Origin of the sequence: Pseudomonas sp. URIL14HWK12:I6 (assembly GCF_000514195.1) — a bacterium.
Classification (GTDB): Bacteria; Pseudomonadota; Gammaproteobacteria; order Pseudomonadales; family Pseudomonadaceae; genus Aquipseudomonas; species Aquipseudomonas putida_A.
Map to the genome: position 1 here is coordinate 127580 of NZ_AZVL01000014.1, position 17982 is coordinate 145561.

The 17982-nt window shown below is 61.9% G+C and carries 14 protein-coding genes; 12 read left to right on the forward strand and 2 right to left on the reverse strand.

Translation table 11 applies throughout. The features are described 5' to 3' along the window. Positions 1 to 69: 69 nt before the first annotated feature. The 9 genes from H043_RS0119080 (at position 70) to H043_RS0119120 (ending at position 10080) form a co-directional block, all read left to right on the forward strand. Complete coding sequence (locus H043_RS0119080) at positions 70 to 960, forward strand: LysR substrate-binding domain-containing protein (RefSeq protein WP_027613189.1); 891 nt, start codon at positions 70 to 72, stop codon at positions 958 to 960. 444 nt (positions 961 to 1404) lie between these two features. Then, a complete protein-coding gene (locus H043_RS0119085; RefSeq protein WP_007965237.1) occupies positions 1405 to 2334 on the forward strand; it encodes an amidohydrolase family protein in 930 nt (309 codons plus the stop codon). 4 nt (positions 2335 to 2338) lie between these two features. Continuing rightward, complete coding sequence (locus H043_RS0119090) at positions 2339 to 3244, forward strand: amidohydrolase family protein (RefSeq protein ID WP_003224037.1); 906 nt, start codon at positions 2339 to 2341, stop codon at positions 3242 to 3244. 285 nt (positions 3245 to 3529) lie between these two features. Then, on the forward strand, positions 3530 to 4915 hold the full coding sequence (locus tag H043_RS0119095; protein ID WP_027613190.1) for a UbiD family decarboxylase: 1386 nt from the start codon (positions 3530 to 3532) through the stop codon (positions 4913 to 4915). A gap of 11 nt (positions 4916 to 4926) precedes the next feature. Beyond that, on the forward strand, positions 4927 to 5541 hold the full coding sequence (locus H043_RS0119100; protein ID WP_177325644.1) for a UbiX family flavin prenyltransferase: 615 nt from the start codon (positions 4927 to 4929) through the stop codon (positions 5539 to 5541). A gap of 66 nt (positions 5542 to 5607) precedes the next feature. Beyond that, on the forward strand, positions 5608 to 6648 hold the full coding sequence (locus H043_RS0119105; RefSeq protein ID WP_027613192.1) for a GTP-binding protein: 1041 nt from the start codon (positions 5608 to 5610) through the stop codon (positions 6646 to 6648). A 248-nt stretch (positions 6649 to 6896) separates the two neighbouring features. Further along, positions 6897 to 8252, forward strand: coding sequence for a nucleobase:cation symporter-2 family protein (locus H043_RS0119110; RefSeq protein WP_027613193.1), 1356 nt, complete (start codon positions 6897 to 6899; stop codon positions 8250 to 8252). Between the two features lie 13 nt (positions 8253 to 8265). Then, positions 8266 to 9654 (forward strand): amidohydrolase family protein, encoded by a 1389-nt coding sequence (locus tag H043_RS0119115; RefSeq protein WP_027613194.1) that lies wholly within the window; start codon positions 8266 to 8268, stop codon positions 9652 to 9654. A 216-nt stretch (positions 9655 to 9870) separates the two neighbouring features. Further along, on the forward strand, positions 9871 to 10080 hold the full coding sequence (locus H043_RS0119120; RefSeq protein ID WP_027613195.1) for a hypothetical protein: 210 nt from the start codon (positions 9871 to 9873) through the stop codon (positions 10078 to 10080). A 49-nt stretch (positions 10081 to 10129) separates the two neighbouring features. Here the strand turns inward: H043_RS0119120 and H043_RS0119125 are convergent, their stop codons facing one another. Both H043_RS0119125 and H043_RS0119130 read right to left on the reverse strand, forming a co-directional pair. After that, the gene (locus H043_RS0119125; protein ID WP_027613196.1) at positions 10130 to 11413 is read right to left on the reverse strand and encodes a Zn-dependent hydrolase; all 1284 of its coding nucleotides are present in this window, start codon (positions 11411 to 11413) and stop codon (positions 10130 to 10132) included. 154 nt (positions 11414 to 11567) lie between these two features. Continuing rightward, on the reverse strand, positions 11568 to 13052 hold the full coding sequence (locus H043_RS0119130) for an NCS1 family nucleobase:cation symporter-1 (protein WP_027613197.1): 1485 nt from the start codon (positions 13050 to 13052) through the stop codon (positions 11568 to 11570). Between the two features lie 623 nt (positions 13053 to 13675). Here H043_RS0119130 and hydA point away from each other — a divergent pair. The 3 genes from hydA (at position 13676) to preA (ending at position 17915) form a co-directional block, all read left to right on the forward strand. Next, positions 13676 to 15115: a dihydropyrimidinase gene (gene hydA, locus H043_RS0119135; protein ID WP_027613198.1), complete on the forward strand. Its 1440-nt coding sequence runs from the start codon at positions 13676 to 13678 to the stop codon at positions 15113 to 15115. A gap of 157 nt (positions 15116 to 15272) precedes the next feature. Next, the gene (locus H043_RS0119140) at positions 15273 to 16640 is read left to right on the forward strand and encodes an NAD(P)-dependent oxidoreductase (protein WP_027613199.1); all 1368 of its coding nucleotides are present in this window, start codon (positions 15273 to 15275) and stop codon (positions 16638 to 16640) included. Further along, a complete protein-coding gene (gene preA / locus H043_RS0119145) occupies positions 16641 to 17915 on the forward strand; it encodes an NAD-dependent dihydropyrimidine dehydrogenase subunit PreA (protein WP_027613200.1) in 1275 nt (424 codons plus the stop codon). The last annotated feature ends 67 nt before the right edge of the window (positions 17916 to 17982 follow it).

Consider the following 17982-nt stretch of genomic DNA (forward strand, 5'->3'; position numbering starts at 1 on the left):
TTATTGGAAGCCCACGCAACACGCGGCCAGCGACGATTTCTGCCAACCGGTGTAAGCAGGACTAACAACATGTACAAGCGATACCCGTCGGTGCAGTCCATGAGCGCGTTCATCCAAGCGGCGCGCAGCGGCAGTTTTTCCAGTGCCGCGCGCAAACTCGACCTGACGCACAGTGCGATCAGCCAGCAGATTCGCGCACTGGAAGATTTCATCGGTCAGCCGTTGTTCGTACGTGAGGGCGGCGGCAGCAACCTCACCGATGCCGGGCAGTTGTTTGCCAGCGTGCTGGCGGACGGACTGGCGCAGATCGACCGGGCCCTGTCCTCGGTGAAAAACCGCAGCGTGGCGCAGCGCCTGACCCTGGACGTCGACAGTGAACTGGCACAGAGCTGGCTCAATCCGCGCCTGCCGGAGTTGCTCGACGGACTTCCGGATTACGAGGTGACGCTGCTGTCGATGCCGCGCAGTGATCGCAGCACGTTTGAGCGGGTCGATCTGGCGTTGCGTTACGGCTATGGCGATTGGGATGACTGCGAGATGACGCAGATCTGCGGCGACCGGGTGCTGGCGGTGGCTTCACCGGCGCTGCTTGAGCGCTATGGTTTGCAGTTGCCGCTGAGCCCGGCGCAGATTCTTGAATTGCCGCTGTTGGGCTATACGCGGCGCTCGTGGATACCGTGGCTGGATGCGGCCGGAATGCCCCCGGTAGAGCCAGCGGCGCGGGTGATTTTCGATAATGCAGCGAACCTGATTGCGGCTGCCGAAGCCGGGGTTGGTGCCGGGCTGGTACGCGGTTTACTCGCCGCCGATGCGTTGCGCAGTGGGCGGCTGGTGGCGTTGAACGAGGCGCAGATTGCTGCGCATTACAACCTGTATGCGGTTTGGCCGCATGGGCAGGCCGAGCGGGTGGCGCCGGTGGTTGAGGTGATCCGGCAGTTGGCTTTGCGTACGCAACACTGACGCCTTCGCGAGCAGGCTCGCTCCCACAGTTTGACCGCATTTCTCCAGCTGGAATGCATTCCCCCCTGTGGGAGCGAGCCTGCTCGCGAAGAGGCACCATCAGTCACATCACTGTTGAATGAAACTCCGCCATCGCGAGCAGGCTCACTCCTACAATTGGAATGCGTACCCTGTAGGAGTGAGCCTGCTCGCGATAGCGCCGGTAGAGTTTCCACAGAAGTAAAAACCAAAACCATATCGCCCAAGTATCACCACCGCGCCCAATTAATATTGTACGAACCCCTCCGCCCTTTCCAATACTCGCCCTCAGCAACCACCCACCCGGGCCGGATGCGAACAGGCGAGGGAATGCGCGAGTGCTGCGCATAGAAATGGCCGATAGCCCGGGGCGTGGATGCCGAGAGCCGCAAGGCTCCCTTCCCCGCTATCAGGAGATCGACTTCAATGATCATCGATATCAGCTGCTATCCCACGGATCTCGTGGACCTCGCCTGGAGGCATGACGGTGACCCGTTCACCGGCGAGCGTTTGCTGGAGATGATGGATGGCCCGTACATGGTCAACGGCAAACCTCGCCGGATCGACAAAGCCTTCATCCAGCCGCCGCAGGGCAACACGATTTACACCTGGACCGACGGCGAACTCTCGGGCCGTGAATCCATCGACGCCTACATGGCCTACACCCTGAAAATGGTGCAGACCTACCCCGATCGTTTCATCGGCTGCTTCGTCTACAACCCGCGCTGCGGCGTGGAAAACGGCGTCGAGGCGATCGAGCGCTACGTCAAGGAGCACGGTTTCAAGATGGTGCAGATGCAGGCCAACATGCACGCCTACCGGCCTGATCGTGCATTGGACTGGGTGCGCCCGTGCTTCGAGAAGTGCGCCGAGCTGGGTATTCCGGTCAAGCTGCACACCGGTGACGGGCCGTACAGCATCCCGTCGGAATGGGTGCCGATGATCAAGGAATTCCCCAACGTGAATTTCATCATGGCCCACTTCGGCGTGCAGACCGGCGGGGTCTACGTATTCGAACCGATGCAATGGGCGATGGAACTGCCCAACGTCTATTGCGAATCCGGCTGGTGCCTGCAATCGCGGATCGTCGAGTTCGCCAAGGTCTTGCCGACGCACAAGATCCTGTTCGGCACCGACACCCCGCCGAACGAACCGGGCATGTGGCTGCGCCTGCTCGAAGTGTTGTGCCACGAGCCGCCGCAAGGCCTGAACCTCGACGAAGACACCCTCGAGGAATACCTGGGCAACAACACCGCGCGGATGATCGGCCTCGAACCGACCCCGCCGCCGCGTTCCGTTTCCGAAGCAGAGGCGCAACTCAAGCGCCCCGTCACCACGCAACTGGCCAGGAGCTGAACCGATGATCATCGACACCCATCTGCACCCCACCAATCTGGTCGACGAAGCCTGGCGCCACACCGGCGAACCGTTCACCGGCGAGCGCATGCTCAAACTGATGGACGGCCCGTACATGATCAACGGCAAACCGCGCCGCATCGACATGGGTTTCATCCAGCCGCCACCGGGCAACACCGGTTATCGCGACGGTAACCGCCGTGGCCGCGAGGGCGTGCGTGACTACATGTCGTACGTCGCCGAACTCTGTGTGAAGTACCCGGATCGCTTCATCGGCAACTTCAACTTCAACCCGCGCTGGGGACCGGAAAACGGTGCGGCGGAGCTGGAATTCCACATCAAGGAATACGGCTTCAAGATGCTCAAGCTGCACGCCAACATGCACGGCTATCGCCCGGACCGGGCGCTGGACTGGTTGCGCCCGGCAATGAAAGTCTGCGCCAAGTACAACATCGTGGTGCTGATCCATACCGGCGACGGCCCGTACACCATTCCGACAATGTTCTACCCGATCATCCGCGAGTTCCCGATGGTCAATTTCATCATCGGCCACTTCGGCATCCAGACCGGCGGCAACTACTCGTTCGAGGCGTTCTGGATGGCGATGGACACGCCGAACGTTTACTGCGAATCGGGTTGGTGCTTCCAGTCGCGGATCGTCGAATTCGCCAAGGAACTGCCGCGCAACAAGATCGTGTTCGGCACCGACTCGCCGCCGAACGAACCAGGCATGTGGCTGCGCGAGCTGGAGGTGTTGTGCTCACCGGCACCGCAAGGTCTGGGCATCGATGAGGATCATCTGGAGGACTACCTGGGCAACAACATCGCCCGGTTGTGCGGGATCGAGCCGACGCCACCGCCGAAGGATCTGGTTGAGGCGGATATTCGCCTGACCACCACTTACCTCTGACCTGAAGAAATGGCGCACTTTGTGGTGAGGGGATTCATCCCCGATGGGTGACGAAGTCGCCCTCTCTTGATGCTGAGAGTCCAGGCCTGCTGCGCAGTCCATCGGGGATAAATCCCCTCACCACAGTTAATCCCATTCCACAGGGGTTTCTCAGTGTTTCATGTGGGCAACACAGCGACTTTACGGGCACGAAGATGACCCGGCGTTCCCTCGACCGGCAGGCCAACGGCTGCTCGATCGAACGCCCTCTCACCCCTGCGTGCCTGCTTTTTACGAGGTGAAACCATGACCCGTTCGACGCTCGGCGATTCTCAGGATTTTCACGTGTTCATCGACGCCTATCGCCGTGAGTACCCGGACGATGTGCTGACCATCACCCAATCTGTTTCTGCCGATCAGGACATCACCGCCCTGGTCGATGCCCTCGCCGCACAGGGTCGCGATCCGCTGCTGATCTGCGAAAACGTCGGCGGCCTCAAGGTGCCGGTGGCGACCAATCTGTTCGCCTCCCGCACCCGCATTGCCCGGTTGTTCGATGTCACCCCGGCACAACTGCACGAAACCTTCCAGCGCCGCGCCAACCAGCCCATCGCCCCGCGCTACGTGGAAAGCGGCCCGGTGCTCGATGAAGTGTTCGAAGGCGAAGCCGTGGATCTGGCGCTGCTGCCGATGCTCAAGCATTTCGACAGCGATCGCGGGCCGTACATCACCAACGCGATCATCATCGCCGAGGACCCGCTGACCGGCATCGCCAACATGAGCTACCACCGCTCGATGCGCCACGCTCGCCAGTCCCTGGCGACCAGCCTGCACTCGCGTGGACACCTGTGGCGGATGCTGCAGACCGCCCGTGAGCGCGGCGAAGAATTGCGCGTGGCAATGGTGGTCGGCGCACATCCGCTGTTCATGCTCGCGGCGGCAGCGCGTTTGCCGTATGGCGCCGATGAGCGCGCTGTCGCTGGCGGGTTGTTCGGCGCGCCGTTGGAACTGGTCAAGACCCCGCGCTACGGCATTGGCGTCCCGGCATACGCCGAGTTCGTCCTCGAAGGCGCCATCGACCCGACGGCCTACGCCGAGGAAGGCCCGTTCGGCGAGTTCAGCGGTTACTCCTCGGATCGCTCGACCAACAATGTGCTGCGCGTCGACACCCTGTTGCGGCGCAAGGACGCCTGGCTGGTGGACGTGATGGGCGGCCGCTACGCCGAACACCTGACCCTCGCCCGGCTGCCGCGCGAAGCGGAAATGAGCGAGAAGCTCAAGGCGCGTTTCCCTGCCGTCACCGCCGTGCATTACCCGAATTCCGGCACGCACTTTCATTGCTATGTAGCGCTGGATCAGAGCCGCGACGGCGAGGCGCGGCAGATCATGCTGGCCCTGCTCGGCTGGGATCCGTATCTGAAAAACGTGATCGCGGTGGACAGCGATATCGATATCACCGACGACAGCCAGGTGTTGTGGGCGCTGGCCACGCATTTCCAGCCGCATCTGGATATTTTCGTGATCGATGGCTTGCCCGGCAGCCCGCTGGATCCGTCGTCATCGGTCAACGGCACCACTTCGCGCATGGGCCTGGACGCCACCCGTGGCTCGGGCTTCGACGGGATCAAGGCGCAGCTCGATCAGGACGTGCTCGAACGTGCCCGGCAACTGCTCAAAGGCCTGGCCTCGTGAACCGTCAGCGGATGGTGGTCGGCATCAGCGGCGCGTCCGGCTTCATCTACGGCGTGCGTCTTTTGCAATTGCTCGCCGAGCTGAACATCGAAAGCCACCTGATCATCAGTCGTGCGGCGCTGCTGACCATGGCCCACGAGACCGATTACAAACTGGCCGATGTCACTGCGCTTGCCAGCCACTACCACCGCGCCGATGACGTCGCGGCCGGGATCGCCAGCGGTTCGTTTCGCTGCCTGGGCATGGTGGTCGCGCCGTGTTCGATGCGCACGCTGGCGGAGATCGCCACCGGCACGTCTTCCGGGCTGATCGGCCGCGCCGCCGACGTCACCCTCAAGGAGCGCCGCACCCTGGTGCTGATGGCCCGCGAAACCCCGCTGACCCTCGCCCACCTGCGCAACATGACTTCCGTCACCGAGATGGGCGGAATCATCGCCCCGCCGGTGCCGGCGTTCTACGCCCGGCCCGAGAGTCTTGGGCAAATGGTCGATCACAGCCTCGGCCGGGTGCTCGACCTGTTCGGCCTCGATGCCGGGGTTGCCACCCGCTGGAAAGAACACCGAGAACCCTGTGGGAGCGGGCTTGCTCGCGAATGCGGTGGGTCATTCAACAATGAAGGTGGCTGAACCACCGCATTCGCGAGCAAGCCCGCTCCCACCCAAAGCAAATCCGCGTCCATCAAGGAGCTGCATATGAACACCCCCTTCAACGCCCCAACCCCCAACACCAAAATCCCCGTGACCATCCTCACCGGCTTCCTCGGTGCCGGCAAAACCACCCTGCTCAACTACATCCTCAAGGAAAACCACGGGCGCAAGATTGCCGTGATCGAAAACGAGTTCGGCGAGGTCGGCATCGATGGCGATCTGGTGCTCAGCTCCGAAACCGAAGAAATCTACGAGATGGTCAACGGCTGCGTGTGCTGCACCGCCGAGGTTCGTGAGGACCTGGTGCGCATCGTCCGCGAGCTGGTGGCGCGCCCGGTGCGCCTCGATCACATCCTGATCGAGACCAGCGGCCTCGCCGATCCGTACCCGGTGGCGCAGAGCTTTTTCATCAATGACCCGATTGCCGAAGAAGTCGAACTCGATGCGATCGTGACCATGGTCGACGCCAAGCACATCGCCCAGCACCTGGAAGATTTGCAACTGGATGGCGTCGACAATCAGGCGGTGGATCAGATCGTCTGCGCCGACCGCATCGTGATCAACAAGGTCGATCTGGTCAGCCCTGAAGAGGTGGACATTCTGCGCGGCAAGATCCGGGGTTTGAACGCCACCGCAGATCTGGTGACCTCCACCCACGCGCAGATCGACCTGACGAAAATCCTCGGCATCGGTGCGTTCGAGTGCACGCAGAAGCTTATGGAAATCGGCGCGGAACCTGAGCATCACGGCCATGACCACCACCATGAATCAGAAGACCACGAACACGATCCGAGCGTGTCATCGGTGGGCATCGCCGTCGACGGCGCGGTCAATCTGATGGCGTTCCACCGCTGGATTAGCGAACTGCGCTCGTCCCAGGCCGACAACCTCTATCGCATGAAAGGCGTGCTCGCCGTGGCCAACGAAGACCAGCGCTACGTGCTGCAAGGCGTGCACAGCCTGGTGGAGTTTCGCGCCTCGACCGCATGGGGCACGGAGCCTCGTTCGAGCAAGATCGTGTTCATCGGCCGCGACCTGGACCGCGCGGCGTTGAACCAGGGCTTTGCCGCCTGCCTGGCAGGCTGAACAAGGCATCGGAGCCGGTGGATGGCGGTTCCGGGCACGAATGACTGATGTTGATCAGCGAAACGCTGCAAAACCTGTGGGAGCGAGCCTGCTCGCGAAGGCGGTGGGCCATTGAACAGTGATGTCGGCTGACACAACGCTTTCGCGAGCAGGCTCGCTCCCACAAGGGATTTTCAGTGTTCCTGAAACCTGAGGCATCAGACGAATACCCCTCTGTACCGAATAACAACAGCTAGAGGTGATTCCCCATGTCGTCAGCCACTCCTTCCTCCACCGTGCACCCCGTCGACCGCGTCCTGCCGGTGCGACAGATGCTCACCCTCGGCCTGCAACACATGGCCGTCTCGTACATCGGCGCCATCGCCGTGCCGTTGATCGTCGCCAGTGCCCTGAAGATGTCCCACGCCGACACCGTGGTACTGATCAGCACCACGCTGTTCTGCTCCGGCATCGCCACCCTTTTGCAAACCGTCGGTTTCTGGAAATTCGGCGTACGCCTGCCGATCCTGCAAGGCGTGGCGTTCAGCAGCGTCGGTCCAGTGATTGCCATCGGCAGCAACCCCGAAGTGGGCTTCGCCGGTGTCTGCGGCGCGGTGATCGGCGCCGGAATTTTCACCCTGCTGATGGCGCCGTTCGTGGGCCGATTACGGCGGTTTTTCCCGCCGGTGGTCACCGGTTGCATCGTCACAGTGATCGGTTTGCAGCTGTTCCCGATCGCCTATGAATGGGTCGGTGGCGGGCGCAACGCGAGCAACTTCGGCGCCCCGGCATTTCTCGCGGTGGCGGTGGTGGTGCTGCTGACCATCCTGCTGGTCAATCGCTATGGCAGTCCGCTGCTGCGCAACATGGCGGTGCTGGTGGGCATGCTGGTCGGCGCCGGTCTGGCCTACGGTCTGGGCATGGGCAATTTCCACAGCGTCGAAGAGGCGCCGTGGCTGACCGTGCCCTACCCGTTCTACTTCGGCCTGCCGACTTTCAGCCTGATCCCCATCGCGACCATGGTGGTGGTGATGATCGTGCAGATGGTCGAGTCGATGGGGCTATTCGTGGCCATCGGCGACATCGTCGACAAACCGGTGGAAGACAAGCAGGTGATCAACGGCCTGCGCGCCAACGGCCTGGCCAGCACCATCGCCGGGATGTTCGCCGCGTTCCCGTTTATCGCCTTCATGGAAAACGTCGGTCTGGTGATCCTGACCGGCGTGCGCAGCCGCTGGGTGGTCGCCGTCAGTGGCCTGCTGATGTGCTCGATTGCGCTAGTGCCCAAGGCCGGGGCGATCATCGCGTCGATGCCGACCGCGGCGCTGGGCGGTGCCGGCATTGCGATGTTCGGCGTGGTCGCGGCGGCGGGGATTCAGACCCTGGCCAAGGTCGATTACGAGCGCAATCGCTACAACGTATTGATCGTCGGTTTCACCATCGCCGCCGCGCTGGTACCGGTGCTCGCGCCCACCCTGTTCAAACAAATGCCCGAGTGGTCACAGCCGTTCCTGCACAGCAGCGTGGTCATCGCCTGCCTGGTGTCGGTGCTGCTCAACGCGGCGCTCAACGGCGTCAGCGTGCCAGACACCACACCCGGCAAATCCGCCTCGCACATTCTCTGACTGGAGCCTGCCCATGACTCGACTTCAAAACATCCTGATCAAAAACCCGCTGGCGGTGATGACCGGCCTGCGCGGCCCGCGTGCCCGGGCCGGTGCGGTGGACATTCGCGTGGTCAACGGCCGCATCGCCGAAATGGCCGCCGACCTTCAAGCGCAACCCGGCGAGCGCGTGATCGATGCACGCAACTGCGTGGTCTATCCGGGCTGGATCAACACCCACCATCACCTGTTCCAGAATCTGCTCAAAGCCGTGCCCGAAGGTTTGAATCAGGATCTGCAAGGCTGGCTGGCGAGCGTGCCCTACCCAAGGTTGAACCGCTTTACCCCGCAACTGGCGCGGATCGCCGCTCGGCTGGGCATGGTCGAATTGCTGTTGTCCGGGGTGACGACCTGCGCCGATCACCACTATCTCTACCATGCCCACGGCACCACCGAGACCGGGGACCTGCTGTTCGATCTGGCCGATGAGTTCGGCCTGCGCTTTGTGCTGTGTCGCGGTGGCGCGCTGGAATCCGCCAGCGCGCACCCGGGTTTCTCGAAAACCGCGCTGCAACCGGAAAGCCTCGAACAAATGGTCGGCGATATCGAGCGACTGAAATCGCTGTATCACCAGGACACCCCGGATGCCCTGCGCCGGGTGGTCGTCGCGCCAACCACACCGACCTTTTCGCTGCCGCCGACCCTGCTGCGCGAACTGGCGCACACCGCGCGCGGCCTCGGTTTGCGCCTGCACACGCACCTGTCGGAAACACAGAACTACGTGAATTTCTGCCGCGAGAAATACAACTGCCTGCCGGTGGAATTCGTCGCCGAACACGAATGGCTCGGCCCCGACGTGTGGTTCGCCCACGCCGTGCACCTGCAACCCGGCGAAATCCGCATGCTCGCCCAGACCGGTACCGGCATCTCGCATTGCCCGGTGAGCAACGCGCGCCTGGGCAGCGGCGTCGCGCCCGTGCCGCAAATGTACGAGGCCGGCGTACCGATCTCCCTCGGCGTCGACGGCGTCGCGTCCAACGAATCCGGAAGTATGGTCGGCGAAGCCAACACCGCATGGCTGATCCACCGCGCCGAACAAGGCGCCTCGGCGACCACTGCCGAAGACGTGATCCACTGGGGCACGGCGGGCGGCGCGCAGGTATTGGGACTGGGCGCGGTCGGTACGCTGGAGATCGGGCAAGCGGCGGATCTGGTGATCTACAGCCTTGATCATCCACGCTTCTTCGGCTTCCACGACAGTGCGGTTGCAACGGTGGTCGCGGGAGAACCGATCACGGTGAAGTACAGCCTGGTGGGCGGCCGGATCGTGGTCGATAACGGCGTGATTCCGGGGCTGGATATCGAACGGATGCGCGCCGAGGCATGGGAAGGTGTGCAGGCGATGATGAATATCGAGGATTGACTTGCAGGCGATACGAAAACCTGTGGGAGCGAGCCTGCTCGCGAAAGCGATGTGTCAGCTGACATTTGCGCTACTGACGCACCGCTATCGCGAGCAGGCTCACTCCTACAGGGAACAACGGCGCATTCGCGGACTCGAGGATTCTCGACTAAGGTTACCCCCTCATCGGATTGAGCCCCTGCCAGCTACACCGGGCTCTTGATCAAGGAGAGACTGATGACGTCGCGTCGCAACATCGAACAGACCTATCGCACCTGGTCCAGCCCGATTCTGCTGGAGCTGAAAAAGCGCGAACACCAAATGGCGCCGGTCGAGCGTCAGGCGCTGGAGAATGTGCTGGTAGAACGACGGTTGCTGGATATCGGCAATCCAAATGGAAGTGATCGCCGCCAAGGGGGCGCGAACAAAAACGAGCGTCCCGGCTGATCACTAAAAAAAACCTGTGGGAACTGCTCCCACAGGTCATGCCGCGTTTTCAGGCCGCGCGCTGCCCCTCCGCCACCATCGCCGAAGCCGCCAGCATCGCCCGCAACAACACCGCGCACCCGGCCGCCAGATCATCCGGCGCGGCATTCTCGATTTCGTTGTGGCTGATCCCGCCTTCGCACGGTACGAAGATCATCCCCGCAGGACCGAGTTCGGCGAGGAAGATCGCGTCATGCCCGGCGCCGCTGACGATGTCCATGTGCGACAGGCCCAAACCTTTTGCCGCACCGCGCACGGCTTCGACGCAACCCTTCTCGAAGTACAGCGGCGGAAAGTCGGCCGTCGGGGTCAGTTCATAGGTCAGGCCGTGTTCTTCGCAGGTCGCCTCAATGACTTGTTTCACCTCGCTGATCATCGAATCCAGCCGCTCCGGTTGCAGATGGCGGAAGTCGAGGGTCATGCGCACCTCGCCGGGGATGACGTTGCGCGAGCCGGGGTAGGCTTGCAGGCAACCGACGGTGCCGCAGGCGTGGGGTTGATGGCCGAGGGCGGCGCGGTTGACCGCACCAACGATGACCGAGGCGCCGACCAGCGCGTCCTTGCGCAGGTGCATCGGGGTTGGCCCGGCGTGGGCTTCGACGCCGCGCAGTTTCAGGTCGAACCACTTCTGCCCGAGGGCGCCGAGCACCACGCCGATGGTTTTCTGCTCGTCTTCGAGGATCGGGCCTTGCTCGATGTGTGCCTCGAAATAGGCACCGACCTTATGACCGCTGACCTTGCGTGACCCGGCGTAACCGATCGCATTCAGGGCTTCGCCGACGGTGACGCCGTCAGCATCGACCTTGGCCAGAGTTTCTTCGAGGGTGAATTTCTCGGCGAACACCCCGGAGCCCATCATGCACGGGGCGAAGCGCGAGCCTTCTTCGTTGGTCCAGACCACCACTTCCAGCGGCGCTTCGGTTTCCACGCCGAGGTCATTGAGGGTGCGCAGCACTTCGACGCCGGCGAGGACACCGAAGCAGCCGTCGAACTTGCCGCCGGTGGGCTGGGTATCGATGTGGCTGCCGGTCATCACCGGCGGCAGGTTCGGATTGCGCCCGTGACGGCGGGCGAAGATGTTGCCGACTTCATCCACCGTGACGCTGCATCCGGCGTCCTTGCACCACTGCACGAACAGGTCGCGGGCCTGACGGTCGAGGTCGGTCAGCGCCAGGCGACAGACCCCGCCCTTGACCGTGGCACCGAGCTTGGCCAGTTCCATGAGCGAGGCCCAGAGGCGGTCGCGGTTGATGTGCTGATGGGTGGATTGCAGAACGTCTACGGCTGCGTTCATGTTGATCTCCTCAGGCAGTTTCTTAGGGTATTTCTTTGGTGTTTTCCAGGCCGCCATCGCTGGCAAGCCAGCTCCCACAGGTTTTGAGTGAACTCATGGTTTGTGTACGACTTGATCCTTGTGGGAGCTGGCTTGCCAGCGATGAGGCCCTCCCTCACACCGGTGATTTCACGACCGAAGGCTGCGCCCGCATCACGCACAACCCGTAATAAATCACCCCACCCAGCGCCGAACCGGTAAACCAGCCGTAGCTGTAAAACCAGCTGAACGCATCGCTACCCAGCGACAGCAAGGTCAGCACCACCGGCACGCCAAACGCGGTAAACCCGGCCCAGTTCCACGCCGGATAGACGTCATCGCGATACAACCCGGCCAGGTCCAGCTGCTGTTTCTTGATCAGGAAATAGTCCACCACCATGATCCCGGCAATCGGTCCGAGCAGGCTCGAATAGCCCAGCAGCCAGTTGGAATACACGGTTTCCAGGCTGACATCGGAAACGATCAGCCCCAGCTTTTTCAGCAGCTCATGGGCCATCAGCGCGAGCCCGACGAAGCCCGTGAGCAACACCGCTTTGGTGCGGTTGATCACCTTGGGCGCGATGTTCTGGAAGTCGTTGGTCGGCGAGACAATGTTCGCTGCGGTATTGGTCGACAGCGTGGCAATGATGATCAGCGCCATGGCCACCGCCACCCACAGCGGGCTCTGGATATGGCCGATCAGGCTGACCGGATCCGACACGGTGACACCGACCAGTTTCACCGACGCGGCAGTCATCACCACACCCAGCGAAGCGAACAGGAACATGGTCAGCGGCAGACCGAAAATCTGCCCGAGGATCTGGTCCTTCTGGCTCTTGGCGTAACGGCTGAAGTCAGGAATGTTCAGCGACAGCGTGGCCCAGAAGCCGACCATCGCCGTCAGCCCGGCGGCAAAGTAACTGACCACGCTCGCGCCCTCAGGACGCTTGGGTGGAATCGCCAGCAGCTCGGTCATCGACACATTGGGCATCGCCCACATCAGCAGGCCGATGCCGACCGCCACCAGCAACGGCGCGGACAGGGTTTCAAGCCACTTGATCGACTCGGCGCCGCGGATCACCACCCACAGATTCAGCGACCAGAAGATCATGAAGCCGATCACCTCCCCTGTTCCACCGAGTGACTTCCAGCCGTCGAAGATCGAGCCAAGAAACAGGTGAATCGCCAACCCGCCGAACATGGTCTGAATGCCGAACCAGCCACACGCCACCAGTGCACGAATCAGGCACGGCACGTTGGAACCGAGCACGCCGAACGACGAGCGCAGCAGCACCGGGAATGGAATGCCGTACTTGGTGCCGGGGAAAGCATTGAGGGTCAACGGGATCAGCACGATGACGTTGGCCAGCAGAATCGCCATCAGCGCTTCGCCGACGGTCAGGCCGAAATACGCGGTAAGTACGCCGCCGAGGGTGTAAGTCGGCACGCACACCGACATGCCGACCCACAGCGCGGTGATGTGCCATTTATTCCAGGTTCGTTCGCGCACCTTGGTCGGTGCCATGTCGTGGTTGTAACGGGGACTGTCGAGGACGTCACTGCCGGCTTCGAGTTCGAACAAGCCGTCGCGCTCGGTCACTTGCGATCTGTTCTGTTGCATGGCCGCTCCACTGTTCTTCTGATTATTTTTTTGCTCATCAGGCGGCTGCACACGGGGTGCGAGCCGGACGATGGCCGGAGGAACTGACAACTTTCGTGTACCGGCCATGGTGTCAGCGGCGGCATCAATAAACGTGCCGGGTGCCCCGCTTAACGGTAGGGCCGTGGTTCAAACACATTGCAACTTTCTGATATTGCTCGGTTTTAATTATTCACCGAAAGAGTCCGCGAAAACTTGTCTGCATGCTCAGGCCAAACGTTTGCCAAGTTGTCCGAACTGTCAGGACTCAATCTGGTGCACTGCACTTTTTTTCATCACGGACAATCAGCCGCAGCTCAACTTCAAGCGGCTGATTTCACATAGGAAATCTTGCTCATATTTCCATCCTGTCAAGTGCGTCAAAATGGTGAACAGCCTCACCATTTTGGTGATTTAGGTTTTTTATCGTTATTTTTCATAGAGTTAAAACAGTCATAAGCTTATAAAAAATAATCTTGATCAATTTCAAAACTGCGACTAGCTTCTATTCCTGACAGCACTGACAGGAATACGCCGATCAGCGTTGTAGATCAATAAAACATTTAGAACCGGCACAAGTCGGTCATGCCTGCGAGGAACTCGGAATGTCTCTGTTGATCCGTGGCGCCACCGTTGTTACCCATGATGAAAGTTATCGCGCCGACGTCTATTGCGCCGACGGCGTGATCAAAGCCATTGGTCAGAACCTGGATGTTCCCGCCGGCGCCGAAGTGCTCGACGGCAGCGGCCAATACCTGATGCCCGGCGGCATCGACCCACACACTCACATGCAACTGCCGTTCATGGGCACCGTGGCCAGCGAAGACTTCTACAGCGGCACCGCTGCAGGTCTGGCCGGCGGCACCACGTCGATCATCGACTTCGTGATTCCCAATCCGCAGCAGTCGTTGATGGAAGCGTTTCATCAGTGGCGCGGCTGGGCCGAGAAGTCGGCATCGGACTACGGCTTCCACGTCGCGATCACCTGGTGGAGCGAGCAAGTGCGTGAGGAAATGGCCGAGTTGGTCAGCCATCACGGGGTCAACAGCTTCAAGCATTTCATGGCCTACAAGAACGCGATCATGGCCGCCGACGACACGCTGGTGGCAAGTTTTGAACGCTGCCTGGAACTCGGCGCGGTGCCGACCGTGCATGCGGAAAACGGCGAACTGGTCTATCACCTGCAACGCAAGTTGATGGCCCAGGGCATCACCGGGCCGGAAGCGCATCCACTGTCGCGGCCATCGCAGGTGGAAGGTGAAGCGGCGAGCCGGGCGATTCGCATCGCTGAAACCATCGGCACGCCGTTGTATCTGGTGCACGTTTCGACCAAGGAAGCGCTGGACGAAATCACCTACGCCCGCAGCAAGGGTCAACCAGTGTACGGCGAAGTGCTGGCCGGGCATCTGCTGCTCGACGACAGCGTCTATCAGCACCCGGACTGGCAGACCGCCGCCGGTTACGTGATGAGCCCGCCGTTCCGCCCGCGCGGCCATCAGGAAGCGCTGTGGCACGGTCTGCAAAGCGGCAATCTGCACACCACCGCCACTGACCACTGCTGCTTCTGCGCCGAGCAAAAAGTCGTCGGGCGCGACGACTTCAGCAAGATCCCCAACGGCACCGCCGGCATTGAAGACCGCATGGCGGTGCTGTGGGATGAAGGGGTCAACAGCGGACGTTTGTCGATGCAGGACTTCGTCGCCCTCACCTCCACCAACACCGCGAAAATCTTCAACCTCTACCCGCGCAAAGGCGCGATCCGCGTCGGCGCCGATGCCGACCTGGTGCTGTGGGACCCGCAAGGCACCCGCACCATCTCCGCCAAGACCCACCATCAGCAGGTGGACTTCAACATCTTCGAAGGCAAGACCGTGCGCGGCGTACCGAGCCATACCGTCAGCCAGGGCAAAGTGGTCTGGGCCGACGGCGACCTGCGCGCCGAGCGTGGGGCCGGGCGGTACATCGAACGGCCGGCGTATCCGGCGGTGTTTGATTTGCTGAGCAAGCGGGCTGAGAGGCACAAGCCGGCGGCTGTGAAACGCTGAAATCCAGGCCTTCGGCCTTCGCGAGCAGGCTCGCTCCCACATTTGAAATGCATTCCCCTGTGGGAGCGAGCCTGCTCGCGAAGAGGCCCTCCCAAACGACACAAAAACCACTGCCCATCAGAGGCAGAGAACCTCAATAACCGTGAGGCACAAAACCGTGATCGAGACCCTGAACCATCTCCCGCACCCGCACGAAAGCGCGGCCGCCCTCGCCGGCCATTTCACCGATCTGGCGCCACCGCTCAACGCCCGGCAGGCGCATCTGGAAGCCTCGCGCTGCCTGTATTGCTACGACGCGCCATGCGTCAACGCGTGCCCAAGCGAAATCGACATTCCGTCGTTCATCCGCAACATCCATCAGGACAACGTGCCCGGCGCAGCGCAGAAAATTCTTTCGGCGAACATCCTCGGCGGCAGTTGTGCGCGGGTCTGTCCGACGGAAATCCTTTGTCAGCAAGCCTGTGTGCGCAACAACGCCCAGGAATGCGCGCCGGTACTCATCGGCCTGCTGCAACGCTACGCCGTGGACAATGCGAATTTCACCGAGCACCCGTTCCAGCGTGCGGCGAGCGCCGGCAAGCGCATCGCCGTGGTCGGCGCCGGGCCAGCGGGTTTGTCCTGCGCCCACCGCAGTGCGATGCACGGGCATGACGTGGTGATTTTCGAAGCACGGGAGAAGGCTGGTGGCCTCAATGAATACGGGATCGCCAAGTACAAACTGGTCGACGACTACGCGCAGAAGGAGCTGGATTTCCTCCTGCAGATCGGCGGCATCGAAATCCGTCACGGACAGAAACTCGGCGAGAATCTGACCCTCAGCGAGCTGCATCAGCAGTTCGACGCGGTGTTCCTCGGCCTCGGCCTCAACGCCAGCAAACAGCTCGGTCTGGCCCACGAAGACGCGCCCGGCCTGCTCGCCGCCACCGACTACATCCGTGAACTGCGCCAGGCCGATGACCTGACGCAACTGCCACTGGCCGAACGCTGCATCGTCCTCGGCGCCGGCAACACCGCGATCGACATGGCCGTGCAAATGGCCCGCCTCGGAGCGCGTGACGTGAATCTGGTGTATCGCCGGGGTGCGGCGGACATGGGCGCCACCGGCCACGAACAAGACATCGCCAAAGCCAATCAGGTGCGCCTGCTGACTTGGGCGCAACCGGAGGAAGTGCTGCTCGACGCGCAAGGCAAGGTGCGCGGCATGCGTTTCGCCCGCACGCAACTGGTCGACGGTCGCCTGCAAACCACTGGCGAAACTTTCGAGCTGGCCGCCGACGCGATCTTCAAAGCCATCGGCCAGGCCTTCGACAGCAGCGCCCTCGCCGACCCGCTGGCCCGTGAACTCAAGCGTCAGGGCGAACGGATTCAGGTCGATGACAACCTGCGCACGAGCATTCCCGGCGTGTATGCCGGCGGCGACTGCACCAGCCTCGATCAGGACCTCACCGTGCAAGCCGTACAGCACGGCAAACTCGCCGCCGAGGCGATCAACGCGCAACTGATGCTCAACGTGGAGGCTGCGTAAATGGCCGATCTCTCGATAGTCTTCGCCGGTATCAAAGCCCCCAACCCGTTCTGGCTGGCCTCTGCGCCGCCGACCGACAAGGCCTACAACGTCGTGCGCGCCTTCGAGGCCGGTTGGGGTGGCGTGGTCTGGAAAACCCTCGGCGAGGACCCGGCAGCGGTCAACGTCTCGTCGCGCTACTCGGCGCACTACGGCAACAACCGCGAGGTGCTGGGCATCAACAACATCGAACTGATCACCGACCGCTCGCTGGAAATCAACCTGCGCGAGATCACACAGGTCAAGAAGGACTGGCCGGATCGTGCGCTGATCGTCTCGCTAATGGTGCCGTGCGTCGAGGAATCGTGGAAACACATCCTGCCGCTGGTGGAAGCCACCGGTGCCGACGGCATCGAGCTGAATTTCGGTTGCCCGCACGGTATGCCCGAGCGTGGCATGGGCGCAGCGGTCGGTCAGGTGCCGGAGTATGTCGAGCAGGTGACGCGCTGGTGCAAGACCTATTGCTCGCTGCCGGTGATCGTCAAGCTGACACCGAATATCACCGACATCCGTGTCGCCGCCCGCGCTGCGCATCGCGGGGGCGCCGATGCGGTGTCGCTGATCAACACCATCAACTCGATCACCAGCGTCGACCTGGAACACATGGTCGCCCTGCCCACCGTCGGCAGTAAGAGCACCCACGGCGGTTACTGCGGCTCGGCCGTCAAACCGATCGCGCTGAACATGGTCGCCGAAATCGCCCGTGATCCACAGACCCAGGGCCTGCCGATCTGCGGCATTGGCGGCATCGGCAGTTGGCGTGACGCGGCGGAGTTCATGGCGCTGGGCAGCGGCGCGGTGCAGGTTTGCACCGCGGCGATGCTCCACGGTTTCCGGATTGTCGAGGAGATGAAGGACGGGCTGTCGCGCTGGATGGACAGCCAAGGCTACGCCAACATCGCCGAATTTTCCGGGCGCGCAGTGGGCAATACCACCGACTGGAAGTACCTCGACATCAACTATCAGGTGATCGCCAAGATCGACCAGGACGCGTGCATCGGTTGCGGGCGTTGCCACATTGCTTGCGAAGACACTTCACACCAGGCGATCAGCAGCCTGAAACAGGCCGACGGCACGCATAAATATGAAGTGATCGATGAGGAGTGTGTGGGGTGTAACTTGTGCCAGATCACTTGTCCGGTGGCGGACTGTATCGAGATGGTGCCGATGGAAACCGGCAAGCCGTTTCTGGACTGGAATCATGATCCGAGGAATCCGTACCATGTCTCAGCTTAGGGCAGGTAGCGTCTGAACTGACGCCTTCGCGAGCAAGCCCGCTCCCACATTTGGAATGCATTTCAAA